The sequence below is a fragment of the Pseudomonas spelaei genome, assembly GCF_009724245.1.
GTDB lineage: Bacteria > Pseudomonadota > Gammaproteobacteria > Pseudomonadales > Pseudomonadaceae > Aquipseudomonas > Aquipseudomonas spelaei.
In genome coordinates this window covers 1-26,107 of record NZ_WNNK01000009.1, presented here as the reverse complement: position 1 = coordinate 26,107, position 26,107 = coordinate 1, and the positions used below count along the sequence as shown (strand labels likewise).

Below are 26,107 nucleotides of genomic sequence, written 5' to 3'. Positions count from 1 at the left end.
GTAGGACGTCATGACTCCCTTGCCTGCACCCCTGCGCTGGTTGCATTCCCTTGAGTGGCGCCGTGGTTTCTTCGACTGGGCGCGCAGTGATGGCGTGACCTGGGTTTACATCTTCAAGGTGCTGATCGCTGCATTCCTGACCCTGTGGTTGGCGATGCGCCTGGAGTTGCCGCAACCGCGAACGGCGATGATCACGGTCTTTATCGTCATGCAGCCACAAAGTGGCCAGGTGTTTGCCAAGAGCTTCTATCGCTTCCTCGGCACCTTGGCGGGCTCGGCGGTGATGGTGTTGCTGATCGCCTTGTTTGCGCAGAACACTGAACTGTTCCTCGGCTCTCTGGCGATCTGGGTCGGCCTGTGCACGGCGGGCGCTGCGCGCTATCGCAACTTTCGCGCCTATGGGTTTGTGCTGGCCGGTTATACGGCGGCGATGGTTGGCTTGCCGGCCCTGGCCCACCCGGACGGTGCCTTTATGGCGGCGGTGTGGCGGGTGCTGGAAATCTCCCTGGGGATTGTGTGCGCCACGGTGGTCAGCGCCGCGATCTTGCCGCAAACCGCCAGCGCCGCTATGCGCAATGCCTTGTACCAGCGCTTCGGCACCTTTGCGCTGTTTGTCACCGACGGCCTGCGGGGGCGCAGCCAGCGCGAAGGTTTTGAAAGCAGCAACGTGCGCTTTATCGCCCAAGCTGTGGGCCTGGAAGGGCTGCGCAGCGTCACCGTGTTTGAAGACCCGCACATGCGTCGACGCAACGGTCGCCTGAGTCGGTTGAACAGTGAGTTCATGGGCATCACCACGCGCTTCAACGCGCTGCATCAGTTACTCGAGCGCCTGCGCGGCCACGAGGCTGATCATGTGGTAGACGCCATCAAGCCGGGCCTGCAAGACCTGGCCGAGTTGCTCGATGGCTTCAGTAGTCGCGCCCTTACCAGCCCGGATGCCGCGCGCCTTGTGACTCAACTGACGGCCTACAAGCAAGACTTGCCCGCCAGGGTGCGCAGCCTGCGAGCGCAGTTCCAGGAAAGTGACCCGAGTGATACCGAGCAGCTGGATTTTCATACGGCCTATGAGTTGCTGTACCGCTTCGTCGATGACCTGCACAGTTATGCACAGACCCACGCGTCCCTGGCCGACCATAGCCATGAACGCGAACATTGGGACGAACCGTTCACCCCCAAAACCAACGGGCTGGCCTGCGCTGCCTCGGGCATTCGTGCTGCCTTCATTCTAGTGATTCTGGGCAGCTACTGGGTTGCCACCGCGTGGCCCAGCGGCGCCACCATGACCCTGATCGCAGCTGCCACGGTGGGTTTATCTGCCGCCACGCCGAACCCGAAACGCATGGCGTTCCAGATGGCCTGCGGCACCCTGATCGGTGCGCTGGTAGGGTTTGTCGAGATGTTCTTCGTGTTCCCGTGGATCGACGGTTTCCCGCTGCTGTGCGTGATGCTCGCGCCGGTGATCGTACTGGGCGCGTTCCTCACCTCGCGGCCGCAATACGCCGGAGTCGGTCTGGGATTGCTGATCTTCTTCAGTACCGGCTCGGTGCCGGATAACCTGACGATCTACAACCCCTACACCTTCATCAATGACTACCTCGCGATGATCATCGGCATGCTGGTGTGTGCGGCGGCGGGCGCGATCATTCTGCCGCCCAACAGCCGCTGGTTGTGGCGCCGGCTGGAGCAGGACCTGCGTGAGCAAGTGGTGTACGCCATCAGCGGCAAACTCAAAGGCCTGGCTTCACGGTTTGAAAGTCGCACCCGTGACTTGCTGCACCAAGCGTACGGCCTGGCTGCCGGCCAACCGCACGTGCAACGGGACTTGTTGCGCTGGATGTTCGTGGTGCTGGAAGTCGGTCACGCCATCATCGAGTTACGCAAGGAACAGGCGATCTTGCCGGTGCATCCGGCGTACGCCGAATCCCAGCCGTGGCGCCAGGCCATCCGGGTGATGGGGCGTTCGTTGGTGCGGTTATTCCTGCAACCCAGCGCGAGCAATCTGGAGCGTGGCCTGATCGCGGTGGACCACGCCATCAGCCGGGTCCAGGCCACCGATGAACCGTTCGCCCCGCACTTCGATACCTCGGCCCTGCGCCGGGTGAAAAGCTACCTGCACTTTATCCGTACGTCCTTGCTGGACCCGCAATCGCCCCTGGCTGCTCTTACGCTTGAAGGACCCGCCCATGCCACGTGAAATCGCCTTCCACGGCATCTATATGCCGACCATGACCCTGATGTTTTTCATCGCAGCGGGACTGGCCTGGGCCCTGGATCGCTTCCTGGCCGGCTTTGATCTGTACCGCTTTTTCTGGCACCCGGCGTTGCTGCGCCTGAGCCTGTTCACTTGTCTTTTCGGCGCCTTGTCGCTGACCGTCTACCGTTGAGAATGCCCTGATGAAAAAGTTTTTCAGCCTGCTCGCGACCCTGCTGGTATTGGCCCTGGCGATCTGGATGGGTCGCACGTTGTGGGTCCACTACATGGAAACCCCATGGACCCGGGACGGCCGGGTGCGCGCCGACATCATCAACGTGGCCGCCGACGTCACCGGAGAGGTGGTCAACGTCCCGGTGCGCGACAACCAGTTGGTGAAAAAGGGCGACCTGCTGATGCAGATCGACCCTGAGCATTACCAGATCGCGGTGAAACAGGCGCAGTCCCTGGTAGCGTCACGCAAGGCCACGTGGGAGATGCGCAAGGTCAACGCCCACCGACGTGCGGATCTCGATGCGCTGGTGATCTCCAAGGAAAACCGCGACGACGCCAGCAACATCGCCGACTCGGCCCTGGCCGACTATCAACAGGCCTTGGCCCAGCTGGAGGCTGCCGAGCTGAACCTCAAGCGCACCCAAGTAGTGGCTGCGGTGGACGGCTATGTCACCAACCTCAACGTTCATCGCGGCGACTATGCGCGTATTGGCGAGGCGAAGATGGCGGTGGTGGATATGCACTCGTTCTGGGTCTATGGCTTCTTCGAAGAAACCAAGCTGCCCCATGTGAAAGTCGGTGATAAAGCCGATATGCAACTGATGAGCGGCGAAACCCTCAAGGGCCACGTGGAAAGTATTTCCCGGGGGATCTACGACCGCGACAACCCTGAGAGTCGGGAGCTGATCGCCGATGTGAACCCGACCTTCAACTGGGTGCGCCTGGCACAGCGGGTGCCGGTGCGGATTCACATTGATGAAGTGCCTGAGGGCGTACTGCTGGCGGCGGGGATTACCTGCACGGTGATCGTTAACGACTCTTTCTGAATGACCAAAAATGCTGGGTAGGAACCGGGTCAATGTGGGAGCTGGCTTGCCTGCGATTGAGGAGTGTCAAACGACACCTCTCTAGCTGAGCCACCGCTATCGCAGGCAAGCCAGCTCCCACATTTGATTGTGTTGTACCTGAGATCAGGCTTGGCAATAGGTCTCGTGCAAGTGCCGCCACAGCAGCGCACCGCTGGCCTGCTTTTCAAACACCACCGTAGCGCGCCGATCGGTCTGGGTGCCGCTGTTATCAACCTGGTGTTCGCGGTAGCTCACCGTGGCGCCACGCGCATGACGGTCGATGCCGGTGAGCTCGCTCAAGGTGATTTTCAGCCCCGGGCGCATGCCGCCCAGGCGAGTGAACAGAGCATTGACCCCGGCGGCATTCACCCTTGCACCGGTAGCCGGTGCGATCATGCTGAACTCCGGCGAGAAGCGCGCCAGCAGACTCTCCAGCGTCCCTTCAGGCGCGACGCCGGCAAACCATTGTTCGATCTCGACGTGGGTCTGGATCACTTCTTCGAAAAAATCGCTGTAGTCGATCATCAGCTGTACTCGGGTTGAGGGTGGAGAAGCGCCCGCACCCTGGACGCATCCAGGCGCAGTACGGCAAACAGGGGAAACAAGGTCAGCGCGGCAGCTATCACAAAGGTCACGGTAAAGGAGTCCAGCGCCGCCAGCAATGCACTGAGCAACGCGGCCCCCAGGCAAAAACTCAATTGCCGATTGATATTCCACAAAGCGCTGGCATGGCCCATGCGGTCGGCCGGAATGTCGAGAAACGCCAACGTCTGCGCGGTGCTGCTGCACAGGCTGCCACCCAGGCCCATCAAGGCATAAGCGAGGATCGCGAGCAGCGGTTGCGCCGGTTGGACGGTGATCAGCAGCAGGATACCGATGCACTGCAACGTCATACCCGCCAGCAACAATGGCCTGGGCCCACAGCGGTTGAACAGTTTTTTGCTTAAGGCAATCGCCAGCGCCGAGGCGAGTGCCCAAGGTAGCATCAGGGCTCCCGTATGGGCGGCGTCAAACCCCAAGTCTCGCAGGTACAAAATGGCGATCAGGCTGGTGCCGATAAACACCCCGGGGATGAACAGGTACACCAACATCGCGATCCGCAGCATCGGGCTGCCAATCTGTCCGAACACGCCATGCAGATCCAACGGAGGGCGAACGGAGGAGGGCGTGTCTGCGTGTAACCACACCAGGGTCAACAGCAAAGTGATCAGCGCCAACGGCACATTGGCGTAAAAGATCCAGCGCCAGGAAACGCTGTCGACCACCAGGCCGCCCAATGCCGGCGACAGCGCCGGAACCAGCAGCGCCACCGACATGACCTTGGCCGTCAGTTGGCTGCGCTCGGCTGGCGGAAAGTGCCGATAAGCCAAGGCTTGCCCCACCGGAATCAGTAATCCGCCGCCGAGCCCTTGCAGCAGGCGCCAGCCGATCAGCGCCTCAATCGACCCCGCCTGGCCTACCAGCACCGAGGCGATACCGAACAGCAACAGACTCGCGGCAATCAAACGCCGTTCACCCAGCGCCGCCGCCAACCACACACTCAACGGAATAATCAGCGTCAGGCCGAGCATATAGGCATTGCTGATCCACGCCAGTTGGGTGACCGAGGCGTGCAACTCCCGGGCGATATCCGGGTAGGCGATGGTGGCGACAAACATGTTCACCAGATCCAGGGCGAAGCCCAGTAAGAAGATCCAGGTGACTTTCGAACGGTAGGTCATCGGGGCGTTCCTGCGTTAAGTCCCGGCAGGGTAGACCCCTGGAAGCACTTGGGAAACGCCGCTTTGACTGTTAGTTTGTCAAAATTATTTTGACAAATGAGTACGCTGCCCATGGTCAGCCTGGACCGATTCGAGACCTTCAAGGCTGTGGTGGAAGCCGGTTCCCTGACGGCGGCGGCCGATAGAATGGGGCAGACTCGAGCCGTGGTCAGCTTCAACCTCAAGCGCCTGGAAGCTGAACTGGGCGTCACTTTGCTGACCCGCAGCACCCGGCAATTGGCCCTGACCGATGCCGGTGAACGCTTCTACCTGCGCTGTACGCGGATGCTGGAAGAGGCGCGGTTGGCGGTGGAGGAGGCACGTTCCGAACACGCGCAGCTCAAGGGCACGTTACGTGTCACCACCACAGTGGAATATGCCCTGGCCGTGGTCGCTCCGGCGCTGGAAGCCTTCCGGCGCCTGCATCCGGAGCTGAATATCCACTTATCCACATCCTCGACCCATGCGGACCTGATTTCCGAGCGCTTCGACGTGGCCATCCGCCTCGGGCGTATCCTCGATTCCAATCATCGCGCCGTGCAATTATCGAGCTTCCAGGTGTTTGCTGTGGCAGCGCCGGAGTTTGCCAAGGTCAGCACGCTGGATGAGTTGGAGCAGTTGCCGAAGTTGGGGCACGGCCGGTTGACCGATTTGTCCGTAATGGACCCTTCAGGAACCGAACACCTTTATCGACCGGGCCCCGGCAAAACTTCCCTGGTCGCCGACAGCGCCGCCATTCTCCAGGCCTTTGCCGTGCGCGGACATGGCGTGGCGATTCTGCCGCAGTGGTTGGTGCAAGAGGATCTTGAGGCGGGGCGCCTGGTGAGGCTATTGGCGGATCATCGCTTTGCGCCGCAGGGGGTGTATGCCTTGTACCCGGATACAAGGCATTTACCGCTGAAGGTGCGGGCGTTTATTGATTTTATGAAGGGGTAGTGCGTTGCCTGGGCAGGCCCTTTCGCGAGCAAGCCCGCTCCCACATTTTGACCGTGTTTCAACGGGGGTACTCGGTCAAAGTGTGGGAGCGGGCTTGCTCGCGAAGCAGGCTCCTCGGTCCATCAGAAAAACTACAATACCCCACTCAACCCAAACCGTTTCATCAACCCCTTCTCCAACAACCCCTTGGGCAATAGCGCCGCCATCCACGGCAACGCCCGACTACCATTGCCCGAGCGCAACAGGCGTGGTGGCGTGCGCTGCTGCACCGCCTTGAGCACATCCGCCGCAAAGGCACTGGCGGGTGTTGGCCGGTCCTGAGACGCCTTGGCGCGTGCGCGAATGCTGTCGCGCAACGGCCACCAAGGCGACTGCTCGTTGATCAACAGCTCAGCCTGAGTTCCGGCATTTTTCGCAAAGCTGGTATCGATGGCGCCGGGCTGGACTTCCATGATCCGCACACCGAACGGCGCCAGTTCCATGCGCAGTGCATCACTCAAGGCATGCACGGCCGCTTTCGACGCGCAGTAAGCACCGGCAAATGGCGTCACCAGCACACCGGAAACGCTGCCGATATTCACCACCAGCCCTTTGCTGCGGCGAATCGCCGGGAAAAACGCCTGGGTCACGCCCACTATGGCAAATACGTTGGTCTCGAATTGGTGCTGCATCGCTTCGGTGCCGCCGTCGAGCAGCGGGCCCATGGCGCCGTAGCCGGCATTGTTGATCAGCACATCCAATTCGCCCACGTTCTCGGCCAACGCTTTGAGCGCAGCCCCGTCGTTGACGTCCAGTTGCACGGCGGTAAAGCCGGCTGCGGCCAGCGCCGTAACGTCTTCGGTGCGACGAGCCGTGGCCCACACGTTATAGCCGGCCGTTTTGAAAGCATCGGCCAGGGCACGGCCAATGCCGCTGGAGCAACCGGTGATGAGCACGTTGGGCATGGATGAATCCTTTGTCGTTATTAGTCGGAGAAGCTGCCTTGCAGGTGCTCGGCACGGAACTCCAGGGTTTGCGGGCGATAACCGGGGCGCAGTGGCGGGACTGGCAGGCAATCGTCCCACGTGGCGCCGGCCTGTAGTTCGCCTGGGCCGCGATAGCGTGGTGCGGCGTAGACGTTATCGGCCAGGTTGACCGTGTCGCCCGGCGCATAGGCAGCGACGCGCCAGCGCAGTTCGGTCAGCGGTACGTTGTTGCCGTTGTTCAAGGTCAGCTTCAGCGGACGATCCGCCGGGCAGGTTTTCGGTTCATAGCTGATCCGCAGCTCCAGCCGCGCCAGTTGCTGGGCTTCGCGGTTATCCAGCCAGACCACCCACACCGCCACCAATCCCAGGCCGACTGCGGCCGCCAGGGATACCGGCAACGCCTTCGCCGGGTAGCGCAGTAGCAGGATCAGCCAGGTGATGATCAGTAAAACGCCGAAGAACATGATGGCAACCTCGTGAGCGGATAAACCATCCTACTGTGGGGGAGCCGGATTGACTATCCGAGGTTCTGTGGTGTGTTTTCGGGCGCCATCGCAGGCAAGCCAGCTCCCACATTTTGAGCGCATGCCAAATGATGTACGCGGTCGAAGGTGGGAGCTGGCTTGCCTGCGATGAGGGTTTCACATTCACCAAAGAATCCCAAGAAAAAGCCCCCGCCCAACCGGCTGCGGATAGGGGACGCAGTCGGCTGGACGAGGGCTTCTTTTTTTACCGGTTACTGGGCGATGGTTTTCACCGAAACCCCACGCTCAATCGGCGTGGAGCGCCCGTAGATATCTTCAAACCGCTCGATATCGTCTTCACCCAGATAGCTGCCCGACTGCACTTCGATGATCTCCAACGGGATCTTGCCGGGGTTACGCAGACGGTGTACCGAGGCAATCGGGATGTAGGTGGACTGGTTTTCCGTGAGCAGGAACACGTTCTCGTCACAGGTGACTTCGGCGGTGCCGCTGACCACGATCCAGTGTTCGGCGCGGTGGTGGTGCATCTGCAACGACAGGCACGCCCCCGGCTTGACCGAGATGTGCTTGACCTGGAACCGGCCGCCCATGTCCACCGAGTCGTAGGAACCCCACGGACGGTAGACCTCGCAGTGATTCTGGGTTTCGCTGCGACCCTGGTCGTTGAGGGTGTTGACCATCTGCTTGACGCCCTGGACCTTGTCCTTGTGGGCAATCATCATCGCGTCCTTGGTTTCCACCACCACGATATTGTCCAGGCCGATCACCGACACCAGTTTGCCGTTGCCGTGGATCATGCAGTTGCGGCTGTCCTGAATCACGACGTCACCCTTGCTGACGTTGCCGTTGGCGTCTTTTTCATTGACGCTCCACAGCGATGCCCAGCAACCCACGTCACTCCAGCCGGCACTCAGCGGCACCACGCAGGCGCGTTGGGTTTTTTCCATCACCGCGTAGTCGATGGAGTTGTCCGGGCAGCAGGCAAACGTGGCTTCGTCGAAGGTTACGGTGTCGGCGGTTTGTTCGCTGCGTTCCAGGGTCAGCAGGCAGGTGTCGTAGATGTCCGGGTCGTGTTTTTTCAACTCTTCGAGGAAGCGGCTGGCACGGAACAGAAACATGCCGCTGTTCCAGAAATAGCCACCGCTTTTGACGAACTCGGTGGCGCGTTTCTCATCGGGTTTCTCGACGAACTGCGACACGCGGCTGACGCCTTCGGGCAGCAGCGAATCATTGGTCGACTTGATGTAGCCGTAGCCGGTTTCCGGACGGGTGGCCGGTACGCCGAACAGCACCATCTCGCCGCGCTCGGCTGCCACGGTGGCCAGGGCCAGGGCGCGTTGCAGGGCTTTCTGGTCGTCCAGTACGTGGTCAGCCGGCAGCACCAGCATCAACTCGTCACGGCCTTCATTGACCAGCATCATCGCGGTCAGGGCCACGGCTGGCGCGGTGTTACGGCCGAAGGGCTCCATCAGGATGCGCTGGGTTTCCAGTTTTCGAGCGCTCAGTTGCTCGTTGACGATAAAACGGTGGTCTTTGTTGCAGACCACGATGGGCGCGTCCATGCCTTCGAATACCAGGCGCTCCAGGGTTTGCTGGAACAGCGTGTGTTCGCCGGTCAAGGCGAGGAATTGCTTGGGAAACTGTTTACGGGAAAGCGGCCAAAGACGTGAGCCGCTACCACCGGAAAGGATGACTGGAATCATGGTGTTTCTCCTTGAATCGATATGGGTTAGAGCTACTGCGTTCTGTCGTTTCACTCTTGTTTTTGTCTCGGTTCGAATTGACGCCTCGGTCCTTGTGGGAACTGGCTTATGTGGGAGCCGGGCTTGCCCGCGATAGCATCACCTCGGTATGTCTGAAATACCCAGTCGCCTGCATCGCAGGCAAGCCAGCTCCCACAGGGGAACGCGTCAATTTGAAAATTGGATCAGCGAGTCGATACCGGGCGTTTTACCCACACTGGCGACAGGCTCGAACCGGAACCGGTGACATACAGCACTGCCGCTTCACCACGCTCCAGCGCAACCGGCTTCACGTCGCCGACTTTCTGGTCGCCGTCATACAGCGCCAGGGTGACCTTCACCGGGTTGATCTCGCGTTCGCCACGGCTTTTCGCGGCCACGGTGTCGACGACCTTGGTCTTGCCGTCAGCGGTTTTCAGGGTCAGGGCCTTGTCGCTGAGGTTCTGTACCCGCACCAGGGATTTCTGCTTGTTCTTGAACGGCGGTTCTTCGATCAGCTGCGGTTGGCCGCTGCCGCTGTTGACCAGGGTGTAGTAGTGATCGGCGGCCAGCTTGACCGGCAACGACTGGCTGCCGACCTTGGCGCTGTAGTCGCCGCCCGGCATGAAGCTGAAGTCACTGCTGGCCAGCGGTGCGACGTCGCTCAAGTTGGTGCTGCCAACGGTGGCGCTGACTTCCTGGTTGCTGGCGTTGTAGACCCGCACAAAGCTGGAGCCTTTCGGGGCGACAGGGCCGTAGAGGGCGGCGTCGCCACCGGCGAAGGCGGACATTGATACAACGCTCATGCCGGCAACCAGTGCAAAGGTCTTGGCGAGATGGCGCGCATTCGTAGTGAAAGTCATGTGAGTTACCTCTCTTTCAGTTTTGCGCCCGGTTGGGCGTCTCGGGTGTTTGGGCATTAAGTGCCATGTTCTGTTGGCGCGTACCGGCTTGTTTAAGCTGCGCGACCCACTGCGGGTCGGCATCGCCGATTTCGTTGTTTACGGGCAGATAACGTTCAGGGAACTCCCAGATCAGCACCTGGGGCGGGCTGTTCTTGAAGTCGTCGCTTTTCAGGTAGCTGAGCATCGGCAGGATCGGGCCGTGGCCGTCTTCGGAGTAGTTGATGACGTCACTGCCCAGGGCTTGCTTGAGGGCCCCGACAAAGTTCCAGTTGGGGTTGGCGCTGTAGCTGGTGCCCACCAACGCGACCGGTACTTCGCTGTCGGCGAACAAGGCGTCATCCCCTTTGTTTTCCGCTGCATGGGTGACGCGTTTTTGCAGTGGTTCCTTGGGCGGCATCAGGTCTTCGAACAGCGGGTCCAGAGGCAAGAACAGGCGCAGGTCGCCGTTGTGCGGCGAGGTGGTCTCGGCCTCGGTGATAAAGCGCTGGGGCTCACCACTGAGCGGGGTCTTGTCAGCAATGAACTTGGCCAACTGCTGGGCGGCCACTTCGGCGCCATCCGGAGTCCAGTGGGTATCGGTGCGCAGGAACACTTGCTGGCCGTGAAGCTTGGCCTGTTGCAGCGGGCCCATCAGGTCCGGGGCGAGGATCTTGTCGGCGGCCATGTGCGCATGGAAGTCCTGGTAGAGGCCGGCATGGATACTCGCCGGTTGCACTTCACCCAAGTGTTCCGGATACAGGCGCACCTTGGCCGGCACAATCGCCATCACCAACTGAATGCCCTGGGCCTGGAGCTTCTGGCGCACACCTTCCACCAGCGCGTAGTTGCCTTGCAGGTTCTGGTCTTCGTTGGCGGCGGGGTTGAACTCCTCGTCGCTGTACAACCAGTGATCGCGGCCCAGCACCACACCGGGGCGGCCCTCATTGAACAGCTTGTAGTCCAGCGCCGCCCAGAGGTTGGTGCCCAGGCGCTTGATCGGGAACTGGTCGTCGTAGTGGGTCTCGATGGCCTTGGTCCAGCGACCGTTGAGCACCGTGGCATCGGCGTTGGTGCTGAAGCCGAAGAAACTGCGCATCGACCATAGGCCCAGTACCAGCAGCAAGGCCAGGAACAGGGCGATATAGAGCACGCGGAATGAACGGGTCATGTCGGCTCCCTCAAAATTGGAAGTAAAGGAACGGCGAGAAACTCTGCGCCGACAGTTTGAGAATCGAGGCGGCAAACAACAGCAGCACAGAAGCCCGCATGGCGTAGCCCGGTACGGACTTGACCAGGCCAGGGGCGCTTGGGTGATCGCGGTAGAAATCCCGCAACCCGAAGAACGCCAACGTTGCATACGCCACCACCAGGGTTGCCACTTGCAGGCCGGTAAGGCTGGCGCGGTTGAGTTCCGACAGCGACCAGTCGCCAAAGCTGAACATCGCGCCGTACATACGGCCGGCGACGTGCAGGTTTTCGGCGCGGAAGATCACCCAGCCCATCACCACCAGCAAGAACGTCAGGGCCCAGCGGATCGGGTTGAAGCGGCGTGGCGAGGTGTTGAGGCCGATGGCTTTTTCAATCGCCAGCCACATGCCGTGCCAGGCACCCCAGACGATGTAGGTGATGTTCGCGCCGTGCCACAGACCGCCCAGCAACATGGTCAGGAACAGATTGCGGTAAGTGGTGAGTGTGCCTTTGCGGTTGCCGCCCAACGTGATGTACAGGTAATCGCGCAACCAGGTGGACAGGCTGATGTGCCAGCGCCGCCAGAACTCGGTGATCGACTGGCTGATGTAGGGCTGCTTGAAGTTTTCCATGAAACGGAAACCCATCATCAGGCCCAAACCGATTGCCATGTCGCTGTAGCCGGAGAAGTCGAAGTACAGCTGCGCGGTGTAGGCCAGCGCACCGAGCCAGGCATCGCCGGTGGTGGGGTTTTGCAGGGCGAAGCAATGGTCGGCAACCACCGCCAGGGTGTCGGCGATGAACACCTTCTTGATGAAACCCTGCATGAAGCGCGTGCAGCCCTCGGAGAATTTGTCGAGGGTGTGGGTGCGGTTATTGAACTGGTCCGCCAGGTCACGAAAGCGCAGCACCGGGCCTGCGATCAGGTGCGGGAAGATCGCCACGAACGCCGCAAAGTCGATGAGGTTGCGGGTGGCCGGGGTGTCGCCGCGATACACGTCGATGATGTAGCTGATGGACTCGAAGATGTAGAACGAAATCCCGATCGGCAACAGCACATGGGTGAGGATGAACGGCTCCAGGCCCGCTGACTTCATCATCAGGTTGATGCTGTCGACCCCGAAGTTGGCGTACTTGAAGTAGCCGAGGATGCACAGGTCGACGGCCACGCCTAACAACAGCCAGCGCTGGGCCGGCTTGGTGCGCACGCCTGCCGCACCGACCTTGAGGCCGATCCAGTAATTCCACAGGGTGACGGCGGCGAACAGCGCCAGGAAGTCCACCCGCCACCAGGCGTAGAACACGTAGCTGGCAATCAGCAGCAGCAGATTGCGATAGCGTTGCCCGCTCAAGTAGTACAAGCCGAGAAAGATCGGCAAGAACAGAAACAGGAACACATTGGACGAGAAAACCATCCCGATCTCTCCATGTTTAACCAACAGTCAAGGGCCAACGGCCCCCCCCAAACCCCCCACGGAAATGCGTGGGGGGCGGTATTACATTTCACGGTTAGAACCGAATCAGTGTGGGAGCTGGCTTGCCTGCGATGGCGGTGTATCTGCCGACATCAATGCTGAATGTCGTATCGTTATCGCAGGCAAGCCAGCTCCCACATTTGGACCGAGTCCAACCGCAAGTTTTGTATCAGATACCCTTGTTACCTTTCTCATGCGCCGGGTCGTAGACCTTGGTCAGGTCACCCCCAAGCCGGAACGTCTTGAACGGCTGCATCTGATGCTTGCGCTCGATCACCTCCGGTGCACAGGTGTAGAGGGTGCAGAAGGGTTCGAGCCAGGCGAATTTCATGTCTTCCTTCAGGTCTTTCATGTCCTGTTCTTTGCCGTTCTTCTGCTCGAAGATGTTCGGGTCCTTGACCCCGGCCAGTACCTTGTCGCCCAGGCGCTTGAGCGCGCTGTTGTTTTCCTGGCGCAGGTCCACACCGTTGACCAGGGCAAAGCTGGCGATCATCGCCAGCGGCGGCAGGGCGTAGTTGTGGTACGACAAGGCGCGTTGCTGGCGCTTCAATTCGTTAGGCAAAAAGCCCTGGTCGTCGACCTGATTGGCGCCGACCTTGTATTCCTTCACCGCCCAATCAAACAGGTCACGACGGTTGGTGGCGATGGAGGTTGCCATCACCGACCAGGCGGCCCAGTAAGAGTGGTTGTTGGTTTTTTCCAGCGGCAGGTTGTCCCAGTCGCTGACGACCTGATCAGCCAACTGGTTGAACCAGGCCTCGATCACCTGCGACTCCTGCTGATGGTTGGCCAGCGGGTGGGAGTCGGAGAACTTCAAGCGGATGTAGGCCGACGCCATGCTGCCCAGCGCCCATTTGCGCATGGACTTGCCGGTGTGGTTGAAGTCCTTGGACATCAATGCGTCGGCCTTGGCCCAGCCGGTGAGCCAGTTCAGGGTGCATTCCAACTGTTCCGGGCGACCGTCACGCATGAACTGCATCACCCGTTTGCTGGTGTCTTTTTCCAGGGTGGTGATGTCGGCAGTGGTGTCGCGAAAGGCTTTTTCCGACTGCACATTCAGCGTCGAACGGGCCTTGTCGGAACCTTCGTATTTGCTGCGAAATTGCAGTGGGCCGGTGTAAGGCGTCGGCATTGAATCGCAGCCGTCCTTGGCGTCACCGCTCTTGAACTTTTCCACTGGTGCGAAGTAACCCTGGGGCGGACGCAGTGGCGCGGCGGCGTTGACCGAACCGGCGAAAATCGCCAGGCCGAGTAACGTAGGTATCAATAACTTCTGCATAAGTAACCTCATTGCCCAAGCTGAGCGGTCTGTTGACCACCGCGTGGGAATACGTTGCGTGTGCAAATTTTCGCTTCGACTTTTTGCGCGGCAGTGCCCGCCTCGGGGCCCTGCACTTCCACGGCCAGCAGGTTTTGCGAGGCCCAGTCTTCATCGGTGCGCAGTTCAAAGGCGAAACGCCCGTCTGTATCGGATGTTGAGGGTTTGTCGATCTTGATGTCCTCGTGGCGACCGTTCATGTACCAGAGGGTGGCTTGCAAGGTTTTCACCGAAGGGTCGGCGAAGCGAATGTCGACCTGATGACTGCTGTTGCGCAGGTCCATGTTCTTGCTGTTGACCATCAACTCATTCTTGCCGGGTTTCAACGTGGTGCTGGCGCTCATCTGTGCAGGTTTGCCTTCACAGCCGTTGTCCAGCAACGCCATCATCTGGCGGTAGATGGTTTCCTGGTCCAGGCGATACAGCGGCGAGAACTCCCAGATCAGGATCTTCGGTGGGGTCTTCTGGAATTCGTCACTGCCCAGGTACTGCAGCATCGAACCTTCCAGACCACCGCCGGGGAACGCGACGTTGAGGATGTCGGCACCGATTTCCTGCTCGAGGAAGCCGGCGAAGTTGTAGTTCTTGCCGCTGTGGCTGGTGCCCACCAGGGTGATCTGCGGGTTGCCGGTGTCACCAAACAGGTCGCCGTCGGCTGCCTCACCCTTGGGCTCGGTGGTGAACTGGTCCATGTACTGGATCGCGTAGCTGGTGCCGCACAGTTGCCCGGCCATGTTGTGCAGGGTGCCGGTCTTGCCCATGCGTCCGGAGCGTTTGGTCTCGAATTCGCGCTTGGGAATGTCGGCAAATTCCGGCATTTGCTTGACCTTGGCGGCGACGATTTTCGCCGTGCGTTGGGCGCCATACGGCGTCCAGTGCTGGTCGCCACGGAAGTAGAAATCATGGGCCGGTAGCTCTTCCGGCAATTGCTCATTGGTCAACGGCGACAGGTCCGGCACCACATAGCCCATCTTGGCGAAGCGGCCGAGCATGCTCTTGTAGTTGCCCAGCGCCTTGTCGAAATCGAACCTGGCTTTCTCCTCGGGGTTGAGCTTGTTGCGGTTCACCAGGCCACGGGTCGGCTGGTACACCACCACCAGTTCCACGCCCTTGCTCTTGAACGCATCGTGCAGTTGTTGCATGCGCTTGTAGCCGGCGGGAGATGTGTCGAATTCGGTGCGCAGGTCTTCCTGGGTGCGGAACAGCCAGTCGCCCTGGGCTTGCACCAGGGTGGTGAAGTTCTGCTGGTAGCGCGTGGTGTAGTTCTTCGCGTCATGCGCCTCGGGGCACAGGTTGCAGCACGGGGCGGCGGTGAACGTCGGGGCCTGCGCTTCATCGGCACGTACGCCGCTGCTGGCCGCCAGAATGCCGAGGGTCAAACCCGAGAGGCTGAGCAGTTTGATCATGTGTGGGTGCATAAAGGTCATCCTCAGTCCTGCATTTGGGTCTGGCGTTCGACAGGGTCGATCAGCACGGCTTTCTGCTGGCGTACCAGCAAGTCGAGAATTTCATCCTGGCGATCGCCGAGAATTCCCGAGAAGCTGATGCCGCTGGATTTGGTCGGGGCAAGCATCGACACGCGATACAGTTCGATGCTCAACGGCGAGTCGATGGACAGCGGCCCGCTGCCATTGGCCGCCAATTCACCACCGACCACGATCAGCGACACCTGGGCGTCGAACGGGTCGAGGGCGATGTCACGGTCGGTGTCGGTCAGGTCCTTGATGTGGCCGTAGACCCCGGTCAAGCCGTTGGCCATGGCGACGTTCTCGTACAGGCGAATGTTCACGCTGTTACGCACGCGGATGCCGTGGCGACGGTTGCTGATCACCTTGTTGCCCCACAACAGGTTGTCGCCGCTCTCATAGAGGGTGATGCCGTCGGTGTGGTTGCGGTAGATCTCGTTGTCGGCGATCAGGTTGTTGACGCTGTTACGGTCGATCACCAGGCCCGAAAGCTTGTTGTCGTAGCTGCGGTTGTTGAAGATGAAGCTGTCGTTCACTTCCCGGGAAATGATGATGCCGTGCTTCTTCTTCGTCCCGTAGACGGTGTTGTCGGTGATGATCAAACCATGTGAACGGTCGTGGGGGTCAATGCCGTAGACGATGTTGTCTTTGTAGGTGTTGCCCTTGATCACAAAGCCGGTGGTCTCGTAGCAGTAGAAGCCGTACCACATGTCCGAGAACTCGGAACCGATGATCCAGCCGGTGGGTTCCGGGCGCTTGAGGACCTTGGCCATGTTCGGCGTGTACTGGGAAATACTCACCCCGTAGGACTTACTGTTGGCGTAGCCGAAGCTGGCCATCTGGCTGTTGACGATGTAAGTCTCGGTGCCGCCCCAGGCCAGCAGGAACGGGCGGAATTCCTTGGGCGACTGGAAGGTCGCCGGGCCGTTGGTCTTCTCGCGCCAGCCGGTGATCTTGGTGTCGCGCACAAACAGCTGGCCGTCGTTGATCAGGAACGAACCGGCTTCCTGGGACAGGCGCAGCTCTTGAGTCTGCTTGTCGATTTCCAGGATGCCCTTGCGTCCGACCACGATCGGCAACTTGGCCAGGAACACACCCGGCGAGGTTTCGCTCAGGTACTGCTGGGGCACTTTTTTCAGCAGGTCCTTGAGGTTCATATAACCGTCGTCGACAAAGATCGCCTGGGGAATCCCGTGTTGGCGTACCACCCATTCGGCCATCTTGTTGTCGCCGCCGATAAAGTCCTTGAGGGCGTCTTCCTGCATCATCCGGCGGATGCTGACTTTGCCGGCCTTGGTGCGGACAATCTTTTTCGCGGCAGCCTCGGCGGTGTAGCCCGAGACATCCGGCAGCGTAGGCTTGGTCAGTTCCAGCGGCGCGGTGGGCGGGCTGCTGATGGTGTAGGTCTTGGCCTGTTGCAGTTCCTTGGCGATGGTGGGCGCCTTGACCGCCGCCGCGCCATCGGCCATGGCCGCAGTGCTGGCCAGCAGCATGGCTGCGACCAGCAGGCTGACCGGGCCTTTGAGGGCTTGAGGATTCATTGCGCAGGCTCCCATCAGAATCGCCAGATCACGTCGACAAAGGCGCGGTGCATGTACGAGTCGACTTGTTTGCCATAGGCATCGCCCGGTTTGAACACGCCGCCACGAAAGCGCACCAGGGCCGACGGTTCGTCGATCGACTGGCTGAGCGCGGCCGGCAGCAGGCCTTTCTTGAAGTACTTGGTGACCACCAGGTCCATCTCCTGGCCGAGGTCTTTCTTGCCGTCTGCCAGGGGCAGGGAAGTACTGGAAAGCACGGCGCCGGTGACGTCATCGGTATTGTTCTGCACGGCATCGATGCCGTTGCTGCCCACCGGCTTGTTGCCGTCGACGCGCCAGAACTTGTGGTACACAAGGCTTGCGTCGTAGTCCTCGCGCAACTGCCAGGAACCGAACAGGCTGATGGATTGCATGTTGTTCATCTCGCCGCGAAACGCTTCGCCGAAACGATGGACCCGCGATTGGGTGCCGGTCCAGTTCGAGCGGTTGCTTTGCAGGCCGTTCTGCTCGTAGTCGGCGCTGGCGCGGGCATAAGCCGCACCCACTTGCCACTGCGGGTCGAGGCGCAGGCGTACGCCGAGGTCGGTGGCCCAGCCGTCGACGTCGTCGCTGCGCTTGGCGTTGGCCGGGCGGGTGCCATCGGCGTTCAGGGCATTGACGGTGTCACGGTCGCCCTTCATGCCGGTGATGCTCGCCCAGTAGTTGACGGTGTTGGTGTTGCGCCAGTTATAGGCGTCGCTGTTGGCTTCGATACCGAGCCAGGTCAGGTCGCCGTTTTCGCGCTTGTCCAGGGAGTCGGCGGGTACACCCGGCTGCGGGTAGTCGAGCTTGCCGTCGTCATGGGTGTGATGACCGCGCAGGCCGATCCACTGCCCCGGCGTCCACTGGTAGGCCACGTCACCGTAGAAGTGCTGGCGGTCTTTGTCCTTGGGCGCCAGTTCCTTGAGGTCGGTGCGGTATTCGCTGAAGCGTTCGGCGGCGCCGATATTGGCCTTGAGCAGGGTGGTGTCGAAGGTCCAGTTCAGCGCTTCGATATTGGTGTCGCGCCATTGGCCGTCGTCGTTGTGCAGGCGTTGGCGACCAAACTTCAATTGCTCGCCGGGGTAGGGCGTGAAGCCGCTGTAGCCAATCCAGAACTCGCGCAGGGCCAGGTAGTTTTTCTTGGTCTTGCGGTCGTCGTTGCTCGATTGCTCGGTGCCGTCGGACTGTTGCAGGGTGTCGGTTTCGATGATGTCGCTGGCAGCCACCGCCTGGCCCATGGCGTAGGCGCTCCAGTTGCCGCTTTCACCGTAGATCCACGGGCGCAGGTCGAGACCGATGCCGTTGACGTCGCCGCCCGATTTGGTGCCCAGGTCGCGGTCGTCTTCGGACTGGCCGGTGACTTTGACTTCCAGGCCGAAGTTCTTTTCTTCGGTCAGGGCCGCCAGGGTCGGGCACGACCACAACAGCGCGAAGGTCAGGCCAATACCGGCCTTGACGAATGGATTGAGTTTCATAGGGATTCCTCGCCGTCTTCTTCTTGCAGGGCGTGCAGTTGCAGCGTGCTTTGGCTCAAGGCGCCACGGGTGGCCAGCTCTTGTTGCACCAGGCGTTGGCCTTCGGCACGTTGGGCGGGCGGTAACTGTTCTTCAATCTGCGTGGCCAGCTCGGTGGCTTCTGGCGTGTCCTGCGCCTTGGCCAGTTGGCTGAAGACATAGGCGTTCAGTGGGTTGGGCTGGGTGCCCTTGCCTTGGGAAAACAGCTGGGCGATGGCGAAGTCGGCGCTGTTCTGGCCGTTGCGCGCAGCGGTCAGCAAGTGGTCCAGGGCTTTTTGCGGGTAGACCTTGCCCAGGTAGCCACGGCGGTAGATCTGGCCGAGGTAGTAATCGGCGGCCACTTCGCGGCCTTGGGCTTTCTGGAAGTGTGCTTCGGCCGCCTTGGCATCGGCCGGCACCCACTTGCCTTCGTAGTAGAGCTTGCCCAGCAGCAGTTCGGCGCGGGGCTGGTCGGCGGCACGACCGTTGTCCAGGTACTTCATCATCTGGTCGACATCGCCCAGTTCGGGGAAGTCGTAGAGCAATTGCGCCAGGCTGACCCAGGAGGCCGGGTAGCCGGGAGCGATTTTTTCCAGCAACGCCTGGGCGGTTTTTTCGTCAGGTTTGCCCAGGCTCGCATCGCCCAGCACACGGGCCACGCTGTCGACCCGTTGGGCGGTGACGGTGCCACGACTGTAGCCTGCCTCCAGTTGCTTGAGCAGCTCGGCTTGTTGCTCTGGTTGACCGCGTTTCTGGTACACGGTGGCCAGCTCGACGTAGCAGATATCAGTGGTGTTCAGCGCGGCCTTGCAGATGCTTTCGACTTCACCCAGGTGTTGGTCGTAAGTGTCCTGGGTGCGGTACAGCAACACCTGGGCCAGGCCGGCTTCCGGGTAACCGGCGGTGCGCCATTTGCTGATCTGCTGCTGGGCGTTGATGTTCGGGAAGTCGTGCGGGTATTGCAGGTACAGCATCGCCAGCGGGATCAGGGTGTTGCCTTCGCCATTGGCAAAGGCTTTTTTCAACAGGCCTTCGGCTTCGTGGTGCTCGGCTTCGGTTGCGCCGGGCTTGGCCACCAGCAAGCGGCCCAGGCGAGCCTGGGCGCGCGGCGAGGTGTCAGCGGCCGCGCGGTAAGTCGCTTCGGCTTGTTTGATTTGCTCAGGATCGCGGGTGCCGACCTGGATGTCTGCCAGGCCTACTTGGGCCTCGCTGTAACCCAGGTCCGCCAGTTGCTGATAGTTCTGCGCAGCTGTCGCCGTGTCGCCGCGCTTGAGGGCTTCGTTGGCCAGGCGCTGGTCTGGCAGGCCGGCACAGCCCGAAAGGCTGATGGCCAGGGCCAGTGCACAGTATGAGGCGGCATGCGAACGGCTTTGTGTGGGAGCTGGCTTGCCTGCGATGCGGGCGATTCGGTCTGACTGAAGCACCGAGTCGATGCAATCGCGGGCAAGCCCGGCTCCCACAGAAGCCCGTCCCCATAGAGAAAGCGTTGTTTTAGGCGTGTTCACAGGCATGTCCTCCGCTTAAAGACCGGCAGCCATGGCTTTGTCGATCAGCCAGTTCAGGGACGGGCCACGATCGCTGGTCACTTCCACCGGGCGACCGGCATAGGTGCTGTCCAGCGGTGCATCGGGTTTGATCTGCACACGGATGTCGGAAGACAGGTCGGTGCTGTTGAGGCTGGTGCTGCTGACGATGGTGCCGGTGCGGACTTGTTCTTCATCGGCGACCTGGAAGTTCACAGGCGTACCCGGACGCACATCGGCGAACTGGCGATAGGAGAAGCGTGCTTCGACATTAGCCTGGCTGCCGCGCGGCACCAGTTCGAAGATCACATCGCCTTTGCTGGCGTACTGGCCGTCAGCGACCATTTGCCGGGCTACCACACAGTCGCACGGCGAGGTCAGGGTGCCGGTCATTTGCTTGCCGAACAGCTCTTCGACCTTGGCCGGTTGCAGCTGGTCTTCGTCCAGATGGCCCTTGAGCACATCAAGCATGCTGGTGCTGAAGGTCGCCAGTGGCGCGCCCTTGGCGGCGACTGCATTGTCTTTGATCAGACTCTGCACGGTGCCATCGCGAGGCATGGTGACGTTCATCCCCGGTACGCTGACCACGCCAGCCTGGGCATGGCTGACGAAGTACATGCCGTACACCGATTTGAAAATGAAGCCGAAAGCCGCGAGACCCACGAGGAAAATCGCCAGGCTGAAGGTCACCGCTTTTAGGCGACCGAACGCGCTCATGCCGCTGCCGCCGTCCTTGACCTTGCGCGCCTTGGTGAAGTTGTCGCGTTGCAGAGTCGCCAGCACGTCGCCCATGGTCACGATATCGCCAGACAGGTGCGAGGTGATCAGGTGGCGCAGGGTGGAGATGTCCTGGGCGTCGAGGTTCTGGAATTGGCAACCGGTACGGCCGGTCTGGCGGTCGTAGGAGCGGACCAACAGCTCAACGTCCATCGCCAGGCCGAGGTTGTCGATGACGAACTGCAGGCGGCCTTTGTGCACATCGCCAACTTTCAGCGGCTGTTGGGGTGCATTGAACGCCAGGCCCCCGGCGGACAGGTCGATGACCCGTACTTCCATGGGCGTGCGGTCGGTACCGAAGAAGCGCAATTTGGCCGGAATTTTTACACGGGCGTGTTGGCGCTGGGCTTCGGATTCATGGACGACGTTGGCGTTGACGGGGGCATTCATTGGGCTATTCATGTGTGCAATTCCTAGTTAATTCAGGCGAGGTGAGTCAGACCATCATCAGCAACACGGCGACGAAAATGCTGCCGGCGGAGAAGGTCATGGTCCGAGACGACCAGGTGTTGAACCAACGTTGAAAGCTGGCCAAATCGCGGGTCAGTTTGGTGTCCTGGCGGGTCCAGGACTGTTGATCGAGGCGGAAGAACACGTAGATTTTCACCAGCGCGCCGACGATCTGGTTGTAATAGAGAATCACGGGGTAGGCCGGGCCGATCTTGTGGCCAGAGCACGACAACAGCAGGGTCAAGATCAGGCGGGTGATACCGATCCACAACAGGTAGGCGAGGATGAACGCACCGCCGTATTTGAAGCTGGCGATGATCGCTACGGTCAGGCCCAGCAACGAGGTCCACATCGACACGCGCTGGTCGAACAGCACCACGCTGGTGAACGCACCCAGGCGTTTTACCCCCAGGCCCAGGGCCCGGGAGTTCTGCCGCAGGTTGTTGCCATACCAGCGGAACATCAGCTTGCGGCTGGCCTTGATAAAGCTCTTTTCCGGTGGATGCTCCACGGTGTTGATCGCCGCATCCGGCACGTAGAAGGTGTCGTAGCCCAGGCGCATCAGGCTGAACCAGCTGGACTTGTCGTCGCCGGTAAGGAATTTGAAACGACCCAGGCGCCAGTGTTGCAGCGAGTCACTTTCCACGTCGGCGATAAAGCCCGGGTCGGTAACGACACTGGCGCGGAACACCGACATGCGCCCGGTCATGGTCAGTACGCGCTTGGACAGAGCCATGGAGCACATGTTGATGTGGCGCTGGGCGAAGCGCAGCTTGTGCCACTCGCTCATGATGTAGCCGCCGCGCACTTCGCAGAATTCGTTGGTGGTCAGGCCGCCGACATTGCCGAACAGCTGGAACCACGGCACGGTTTTGCGCACGACGCCCTCTGCGAGCACGGTGTCGCCGTCGATCACCGCCACCACGGCACGGTCGTCCGGCAGGTGGCGGGAGATGGCGCGAAAACCGAAGGCCAGGCCGTCACGCTTGCCGGTACCGGCGATGCGCACGAAGTCCAGTTTGACGTGGGCGGGCGGGTTCATTTTGGTCCACAGGCTCTTGACCAGCAGCTCATCGGACATCTCCACCAGGGAGCAGACCACGGTGGTGGGGAAGCCACATTCGATGGCCTCGCGGATCACCGAGCTGTACACCTGGGCGGTGGTCAGCGCGTCGATGCGGAAGCTGGTGACCATCAGGAACACGTGGGACGGATCCGCAGCCTTGCCCAGCTTGCGCACTTTGCGCCGCAGGTGCGGATAGACCACATAGAGAAACAGCATGCCGCGAATAAAATGCGTGGCACCCATCGAGTAACGCCAGATGCCTACGGCGCCAATCAGGAATATGAAGTCCTTGGACTGGGAGTCGAAGATGGTCGCCGGCAATGCCAGGGCGAGACACATCAGCAGGCTTAAAAACAACAGCCAACCGGAGGCCTGAAGAAGGCCGTTCTTTAGCCTGTGCATAATCTGCATCCGTAAGTGAAGAAAACGTGTAGCCGCTGCCGAGGTACGAGGCTGCGATGCGTGTCCGCAGGACCGCCCTCGGGGGGCAAACCCATCGCAGCCTCGTGCCTCGGCAGCGGCTACACGGGCAGGGTTACCAGCAAATACCTTCGGTACGGCCACTCACGCTGGTGGCCTTGGACATGAAGCCCACCAGGTCCACCACTTGCTTGCCGTGAGGGGCAACCTGGGCCAGGGCGCGGAACTTCTCGTCGCGGTTGCCGAGGATGATCACGTCGCAGTTGTTGATCACCGCGTCGAAGTCCGAGTTGAGCAGGGACGACACGTGCGGGATTTTCGACTCGATGTAGTCCTTGTTGGCGCCGTGGACACGGGCGTACTCGACGTTGCTGTCGTAGATACTCAGGTCGAAGCCCTTGCCGATCAGCATCTCCGCCAGTTCCACCAACGGGCTTTCACGCAGGTCATCGGTGCCGGCCTTGAAGCTCAGGCCCAACAGGGCGACTTTGCGTTTGTCGTGGCCGGAGATGATGTCGAAGGCGTTCTGCACCTGGGACTCGTTGCTGCGCATCAGCGAATTGAGCAGCGGTGCTTCCACGTCCAGGGAGCCGGCGCGGTAGGTCAGGGCACGCACATCCTTGGGCAGGCAGGAACCGCCGAAGGCGAAGCCCGGGCGCATGTAGTACTGGGACAGGTTGAGGGTCTTGTCCTGGCAGACCACTTCCATCACTTCACGGCCATCGACACCCACCGCCTTGGCGATGTTGCCGATCTCGTTGGCGAAGGTCACTTTGGTCGCATGCCAGACGTTGCAGGTGTACTTGATCATTTCGGCGACGGCGATGTCCTTGCGGATAATCGGTGCGTCGAGCTCTTCGTACAGCGACTGCAGGACATCGCCGGAAGCGGTGTCGAACTCACCGATGACGGTCATCGGTGGCAAGTCGTAGTCGGCGATGGCGGTACTTTCCCGCAGGAATTCCGGGTTCACCGCAACGCCGAAGTCGACCCCGGCTTTCTTGCCCGAGCAGTCTTCGAGAATCGGGATTACCACGTTGGCCACGGTGCCGGGCAACACGGTACTGCGCACCACGATGGTGTGGCGGGTGGTCTTGTCACGCAGCACAAAACCGATCTCGCGGCACACCGATTCGATGTAATTGAGTTCCAGGTCACCGTTCTTCTTGCTCGGCGTACCCACGCAAATCATCGACAGGTCGGTGTCGCGGATGGCTTCGGCGAAGTTGGTGGTGCCACGCAGTCGGCCGGTGTGAATGCCCTGACTCAACAGTTCGCCCAGACCCGGTTCAACGATGGGAGATTTACCCGCGTTGATCAGGTCGATCTTTTCCTTGGAGATGTCTACGCCAACCACTTCGTGGCCCCGTGCAGACAGGCAACCGGCACAGACTGCGCCAACGTAACCCAAACCGAATATGCTGATGCGCATCGCATTTACCTCTGTGTTTAATCATGCCATTAGATGGCCGGAGTTCATGTTTTAGGCGTCACTCATGCACTAGCAAGTGCGGCGAATAGACGCCGAGCTGCCATGTACAGGCATACTAAAAGTCGAGTGAATAACTAATGCACTCAAGTTGTGCGCAACTTGGCCTTGTTGTTGGGGCTTGCCCTGAAATGCAGCCAGCCTTCCTTTTGGAAGGGCTTGGCGCCAGTGCCGCAAGGGCTTGATATTCGCCATAGTGTTAGCAATATCAATAACTTGGGATATGTCACTGGCCCATATAGGGGCGCTCAGCCTTGGCCTTATAGGAGATAGCAATGAAGCGTTATCACCTGTCCTCAACTAAACAGCTGGTTATTCGACCGTTGAGTCAAAGTTGATATGACAACTTTGTTGCTGTTCTTCGGTCGCCGTGTAAGTCATCTCGTACAAGAACAGAGATAATCGTTACCGGTGGTATGAGCGGCACTTGGGAACATAGTTCCTGGCCGCTCATCCTGTTTCCTGAAATTTCTTGAAATATTGGGAAAGATGGCACTGGTACTATATTGATAGCACTTGCTATTTGAGTGAGTAGTTATGGGGAGTTGAGCGAGGGGTATAGTTTTGTGCCACTACCGTTTGAAAAAAGTGGTGCCACTACGAAAAAAAACGACGAATGTCGAGTGAAAGAATAGTCATGAATTCTGAAGAATAATTTTTGGCGTCAAATAAATGACTTTTTTGCGGGTGGATGCGGAATAAAATGTGGGAGCGCCGGTGCGACGATTCGACCTGCTCGCGAATGCAGTCGTAGCCGCTGCCGAGGTACGAGGCTGCGATGGGCTGCGTAGCGGCCCCAAAGCGGCGGTCCTGCGGACACGCATCGCAGCCTCGTACCTCGGCAGCGGCTACAGCCTTATTCCGGTGCGTGATCGCGCAAAAAAACCAGGTTATCCGGCTTGGACTGCTCAGCATTGAAGCGGTAGCCCTGCACATCAAATTGCTTGAGCTGGGCCGGATCGTTGATGCGTTCATCAATCACGAAGCGGCTCATCATGCCCCGGGCCTTTTTGGCGTAGAAGCTGATGATCTTGTACTGGCCGTTTTTCAGGTCCTTGAACTCTGTATTGATGATCCGAGCGTTCAGGGCTGGGCGCTTGACCGCCGAGAAGTACTCGTTGGACGCCAGGTTGAGCAGTACGTCATCGCCTTGTTCGGCCAGGGCTTCATTGAGCCACTCGCTGATACGGGTGCCCCAGAAGGCGTATAGGTCCTTGCCACGGGCGTTGGCCAACTTGGTGCCCATCTCCAGACGGTACGGCATCATCAGGTCCAGCGGGCGCAGCAGGCCATAAAGGCCGGAGAGCATGCGCAGGTGTTCCTGGGCGTAGGTGAAGTCGGCGTCCTTGAGGGTCTGGGCATTGAGCCCGGTGTAGACGTCGCCCTTGAAGGCCAGCAGCGCTTGCTTGGCATTGGCCTGTGTGAAGGCAGGGGTCCAGCTGCCGAAGCGTGCTGCGTTGAGGCCGCCGATCTTGTCGGAGACATGCATCAGCTCGCTGATCTGCGCCGGGCTTAGGTCGCGCAGTTGTTCGATCAGTTCCTGGGAGTGGTCCAGGTATTGGGGCTGGGTGAAGCGCTGGGTCACCGGCGGGGTGTCGAAATCGAGGGTTTTGGCTGGGGAAATCACCATCAGCATGAAGTCGTCTCCTGTAATCGTGGGGGGATTCTAGGGGGTAGGGCGGTTTGACTCCACCTATGATGGTGATAGATGGTTGTGTACATATCCGTTATTTCGGTTATGGCGGCTTATGGTTCCGCCCTTACGGCGGGTCACTTTTGAAAAGAGCCCAAAAGTAACCAAAAGGCTCTTGCCCCACCACTCGGTGCCTCGCCTAGGCTCGGCATGCCCTCACTCC

The 26,107-nt window shown here is 60.2% G+C and carries 21 protein-coding genes; 4 read left to right on the top strand and 17 right to left on the bottom strand.

What is annotated here, in order from left to right; translation table 11 throughout:
• The first annotated feature begins 10 nt into the window (after positions 1–10).
• Genes GNF76_RS12305 through GNF76_RS12295 form a run of 3 tightly spaced genes read left to right on the top strand, consistent with a single transcriptional unit; the run spans position 11 to position 3,252 of the window.
• A complete protein-coding gene (locus tag GNF76_RS12305; protein ID WP_155583431.1) occupies positions 11–2,194 on the top strand; it encodes an FUSC family protein in 2,184 nt (727 codons plus the stop codon).
• Complete coding sequence (locus GNF76_RS12300) at positions 2,184–2,384, top strand: DUF1656 domain-containing protein (protein WP_155583430.1); 201 nt, start codon at positions 2,184–2,186, stop codon at positions 2,382–2,384. The genes GNF76_RS12305 and GNF76_RS12300 overlap by 11 nt, the downstream gene beginning before the upstream one ends.
• A 10-nt stretch (positions 2,385–2,394) precedes the next feature.
• Positions 2,395–3,252 carry an efflux RND transporter periplasmic adaptor subunit gene (locus GNF76_RS12295; RefSeq protein ID WP_155583429.1) on the top strand — a complete coding sequence of 286 codons (858 nt, stop codon included), beginning with the start codon at positions 2,395–2,397 and terminating at the stop codon, positions 3,250–3,252.
• Positions 3,253–3,396: 144 nt separating this feature from the next.
• Here the strand turns inward: GNF76_RS12295 and GNF76_RS12290 are convergent, their stop codons facing one another.
• Together GNF76_RS12290 and GNF76_RS12285 are read right to left on the bottom strand one after the other, a co-directional pair.
• Complete coding sequence (locus tag GNF76_RS12290) at positions 3,397–3,798, bottom strand: DUF4440 domain-containing protein (RefSeq protein ID WP_155583428.1); 402 nt, start codon at positions 3,796–3,798, stop codon at positions 3,397–3,399.
• Entirely contained in the window at positions 3,798–4,994 is a 1,197-nt protein-coding gene (locus GNF76_RS12285; RefSeq protein ID WP_155583427.1) for an MFS transporter, read from the bottom strand. Before GNF76_RS12285 ends, GNF76_RS12290 begins: the two co-directional genes overlap by 1 nt.
• 111 nt (positions 4,995–5,105) lie before the next feature.
• Here GNF76_RS12285 and GNF76_RS12280 point away from each other — a divergent pair, with 111 nt between their 5' ends.
• Positions 5,106–5,969, top strand: coding sequence for a LysR family transcriptional regulator (locus GNF76_RS12280; protein WP_155583596.1), 864 nt, complete (start codon positions 5,106–5,108; stop codon positions 5,967–5,969).
• Between the two features lie 131 nt (positions 5,970–6,100).
• On the opposite strand, the gene GNF76_RS12275 is transcribed toward GNF76_RS12280, so the two are convergent.
• From GNF76_RS12275 to yaaA, 15 genes are all read right to left on the bottom strand, one after another.
• Entirely contained in the window at positions 6,101–6,913 is an 813-nt protein-coding gene (locus tag GNF76_RS12275; protein ID WP_155583426.1) for an SDR family oxidoreductase, read from the bottom strand.
• Between the two features lie 20 nt (positions 6,914–6,933).
• A complete protein-coding gene (locus GNF76_RS12270; RefSeq protein ID WP_155583425.1) occupies positions 6,934–7,398 on the bottom strand; it encodes a multidrug transporter in 465 nt (154 codons plus the stop codon).
• A gap of 272 nt (positions 7,399–7,670) precedes the next feature.
• Positions 7,671–9,122: a mannose-1-phosphate guanylyltransferase/mannose-6-phosphate isomerase gene (locus GNF76_RS12265; RefSeq protein WP_155583424.1), complete on the bottom strand. Its 1,452-nt coding sequence runs from the start codon at positions 9,120–9,122 to the stop codon at positions 7,671–7,673.
• 224 nt (positions 9,123–9,346) lie between these two features.
• On the bottom strand, positions 9,347–10,003 hold the full coding sequence (locus GNF76_RS12260) for an alginate O-acetyltransferase AlgF (protein WP_155583423.1): 657 nt from the start codon (positions 10,001–10,003) through the stop codon (positions 9,347–9,349).
• A gap of 16 nt (positions 10,004–10,019) precedes the next feature.
• On the bottom strand, positions 10,020–11,192 hold the full coding sequence (locus GNF76_RS12255; protein ID WP_155583422.1) for an alginate O-acetyltransferase: 1,173 nt from the start codon (positions 11,190–11,192) through the stop codon (positions 10,020–10,022).
• Between the two features lie 10 nt (positions 11,193–11,202).
• Entirely contained in the window at positions 11,203–12,627 is a 1,425-nt protein-coding gene (locus GNF76_RS12250) for an MBOAT family O-acyltransferase (protein WP_155583421.1), read from the bottom strand.
• Positions 12,628–12,856: 229 nt separating this feature from the next.
• Positions 12,857–13,966 carry a mannuronate-specific alginate lyase gene (locus tag GNF76_RS12245; RefSeq protein WP_155583420.1) on the bottom strand — a complete coding sequence of 370 codons (1,110 nt, stop codon included), beginning with the start codon at positions 13,964–13,966 and terminating at the stop codon, positions 12,857–12,859.
• Positions 13,967–13,974: 8 nt separating this feature from the next.
• Entirely contained in the window at positions 13,975–15,423 is a 1,449-nt protein-coding gene (locus tag GNF76_RS12240) for an alginate O-acetyltransferase (RefSeq protein ID WP_155583419.1), read from the bottom strand.
• An 11-nt stretch (positions 15,424–15,434) separates the two neighbouring features.
• A complete protein-coding gene (gene algG, locus GNF76_RS12235; RefSeq protein WP_155583418.1) occupies positions 15,435–17,027 on the bottom strand; it encodes a mannuronan 5-epimerase AlgG in 1,593 nt (530 codons plus the stop codon).
• Entirely contained in the window at positions 17,027–18,508 is a 1,482-nt protein-coding gene (locus GNF76_RS12230; RefSeq protein ID WP_155583417.1) for an alginate export family protein, read from the bottom strand. Before GNF76_RS12230 ends, algG begins: the two co-directional genes overlap by 1 nt.
• Positions 18,505–19,923, bottom strand: coding sequence for an alginate biosynthesis TPR repeat lipoprotein AlgK (gene algK / locus GNF76_RS12225; protein WP_178123318.1), 1,419 nt, complete (start codon positions 19,921–19,923; stop codon positions 18,505–18,507). The genes GNF76_RS12230 and algK overlap by 4 nt, the downstream gene beginning before the upstream one ends.
• A 123-nt stretch (positions 19,924–20,046) precedes the next feature.
• On the bottom strand, positions 20,047–21,216 hold the full coding sequence (locus tag GNF76_RS12220) for an alginate biosynthesis protein Alg44 (RefSeq protein ID WP_155583594.1): 1,170 nt from the start codon (positions 21,214–21,216) through the stop codon (positions 20,047–20,049).
• Between the two features lie 46 nt (positions 21,217–21,262).
• Entirely contained in the window at positions 21,263–22,744 is a 1,482-nt protein-coding gene (alg8, locus tag GNF76_RS12215) for a mannuronan synthase (protein WP_379652627.1), read from the bottom strand.
• Between the two features lie 133 nt (positions 22,745–22,877).
• The gene (locus GNF76_RS12210) at positions 22,878–24,194 is read right to left on the bottom strand and encodes a nucleotide sugar dehydrogenase (protein ID WP_155583415.1); all 1,317 of its coding nucleotides are present in this window, start codon (positions 24,192–24,194) and stop codon (positions 22,878–22,880) included.
• Positions 24,195–25,107: 913 nt separating this feature from the next.
• On the bottom strand, positions 25,108–25,887 hold the full coding sequence (yaaA, locus tag GNF76_RS12205; protein ID WP_155583414.1) for a peroxide stress protein YaaA: 780 nt from the start codon (positions 25,885–25,887) through the stop codon (positions 25,108–25,110).
• Positions 25,888–26,107 lie beyond the last annotated feature (220 nt).

Excerpts from the sequence above, each read along its gene's own strand:
- GNF76_RS12305 (WP_155583431.1), top strand. The coding sequence starts at position 11 with ATGACTCCCTTGCCTGCACCCCTGCGCTGGTTGCATTCCCTTGAGTGG.
- GNF76_RS12300 (WP_155583430.1), top strand. The coding sequence starts at position 2,184 with ATGCCACGTGAAATCGCCTTCCACGGCATCTATATGCCGACCATGACC.
- GNF76_RS12295 (WP_155583429.1), top strand. The coding sequence starts at position 2,395 with ATGAAAAAGTTTTTCAGCCTGCTCGCGACCCTGCTGGTATTGGCCCTG.
- GNF76_RS12290 (WP_155583428.1), bottom strand. The coding sequence starts at position 3,798 with ATGATCGACTACAGCGATTTTTTCGAAGAAGTGATCCAGACCCACGTC.
- GNF76_RS12285 (WP_155583427.1), bottom strand. The coding sequence starts at position 4,994 with ATGACCTACCGTTCGAAAGTCACCTGGATCTTCTTACTGGGCTTCGCC.
- GNF76_RS12280 (WP_155583596.1), top strand. The coding sequence starts at position 5,106 with ATGGTCAGCCTGGACCGATTCGAGACCTTCAAGGCTGTGGTGGAAGCC.
- GNF76_RS12275 (WP_155583426.1), bottom strand. The coding sequence starts at position 6,913 with ATGCCCAACGTGCTCATCACCGGTTGCTCCAGCGGCATTGGCCGTGCC.
- GNF76_RS12270 (WP_155583425.1), bottom strand. The coding sequence starts at position 7,398 with ATGTTCTTCGGCGTTTTACTGATCATCACCTGGCTGATCCTGCTACTG.
- GNF76_RS12265 (WP_155583424.1), bottom strand. The coding sequence starts at position 9,122 with ATGATTCCAGTCATCCTTTCCGGTGGTAGCGGCTCACGTCTTTGGCCG.
- GNF76_RS12260 (WP_155583423.1), bottom strand. The coding sequence starts at position 10,003 with ATGACTTTCACTACGAATGCGCGCCATCTCGCCAAGACCTTTGCACTG.
- GNF76_RS12255 (WP_155583422.1), bottom strand. The coding sequence starts at position 11,192 with ATGACCCGTTCATTCCGCGTGCTCTATATCGCCCTGTTCCTGGCCTTG.
- GNF76_RS12250 (WP_155583421.1), bottom strand. The coding sequence starts at position 12,627 with ATGGTTTTCTCGTCCAATGTGTTCCTGTTTCTGTTCTTGCCGATCTTT.
- GNF76_RS12245 (WP_155583420.1), bottom strand. The coding sequence starts at position 13,966 with ATGCAGAAGTTATTGATACCTACGTTACTCGGCCTGGCGATTTTCGCC.
- GNF76_RS12240 (WP_155583419.1), bottom strand. The coding sequence starts at position 15,423 with ATGCACCCACACATGATCAAACTGCTCAGCCTCTCGGGTTTGACCCTC.
- algG (WP_155583418.1), bottom strand. The coding sequence starts at position 17,027 with ATGGGAGCCTGCGCAATGAATCCTCAAGCCCTCAAAGGCCCGGTCAGC.
- GNF76_RS12230 (WP_155583417.1), bottom strand. The coding sequence starts at position 18,508 with ATGAAACTCAATCCATTCGTCAAGGCCGGTATTGGCCTGACCTTCGCG.
- GNF76_RS12220 (WP_155583594.1), bottom strand. The coding sequence starts at position 21,216 with ATGAATGCCCCCGTCAACGCCAACGTCGTCCATGAATCCGAAGCCCAG.
- alg8 (WP_379652627.1), bottom strand. The coding sequence starts at position 22,744 with ATGCACAGGCTAAAGAACGGCCTTCTTCAGGCCTCCGGTTGGCTGTTG.
- GNF76_RS12210 (WP_155583415.1), bottom strand. The coding sequence starts at position 24,194 with ATGCGCATCAGCATATTCGGTTTGGGTTACGTTGGCGCAGTCTGTGCC.
- yaaA (WP_155583414.1), bottom strand. The coding sequence starts at position 25,887 with ATGCTGATGGTGATTTCCCCAGCCAAAACCCTCGATTTCGACACCCCG.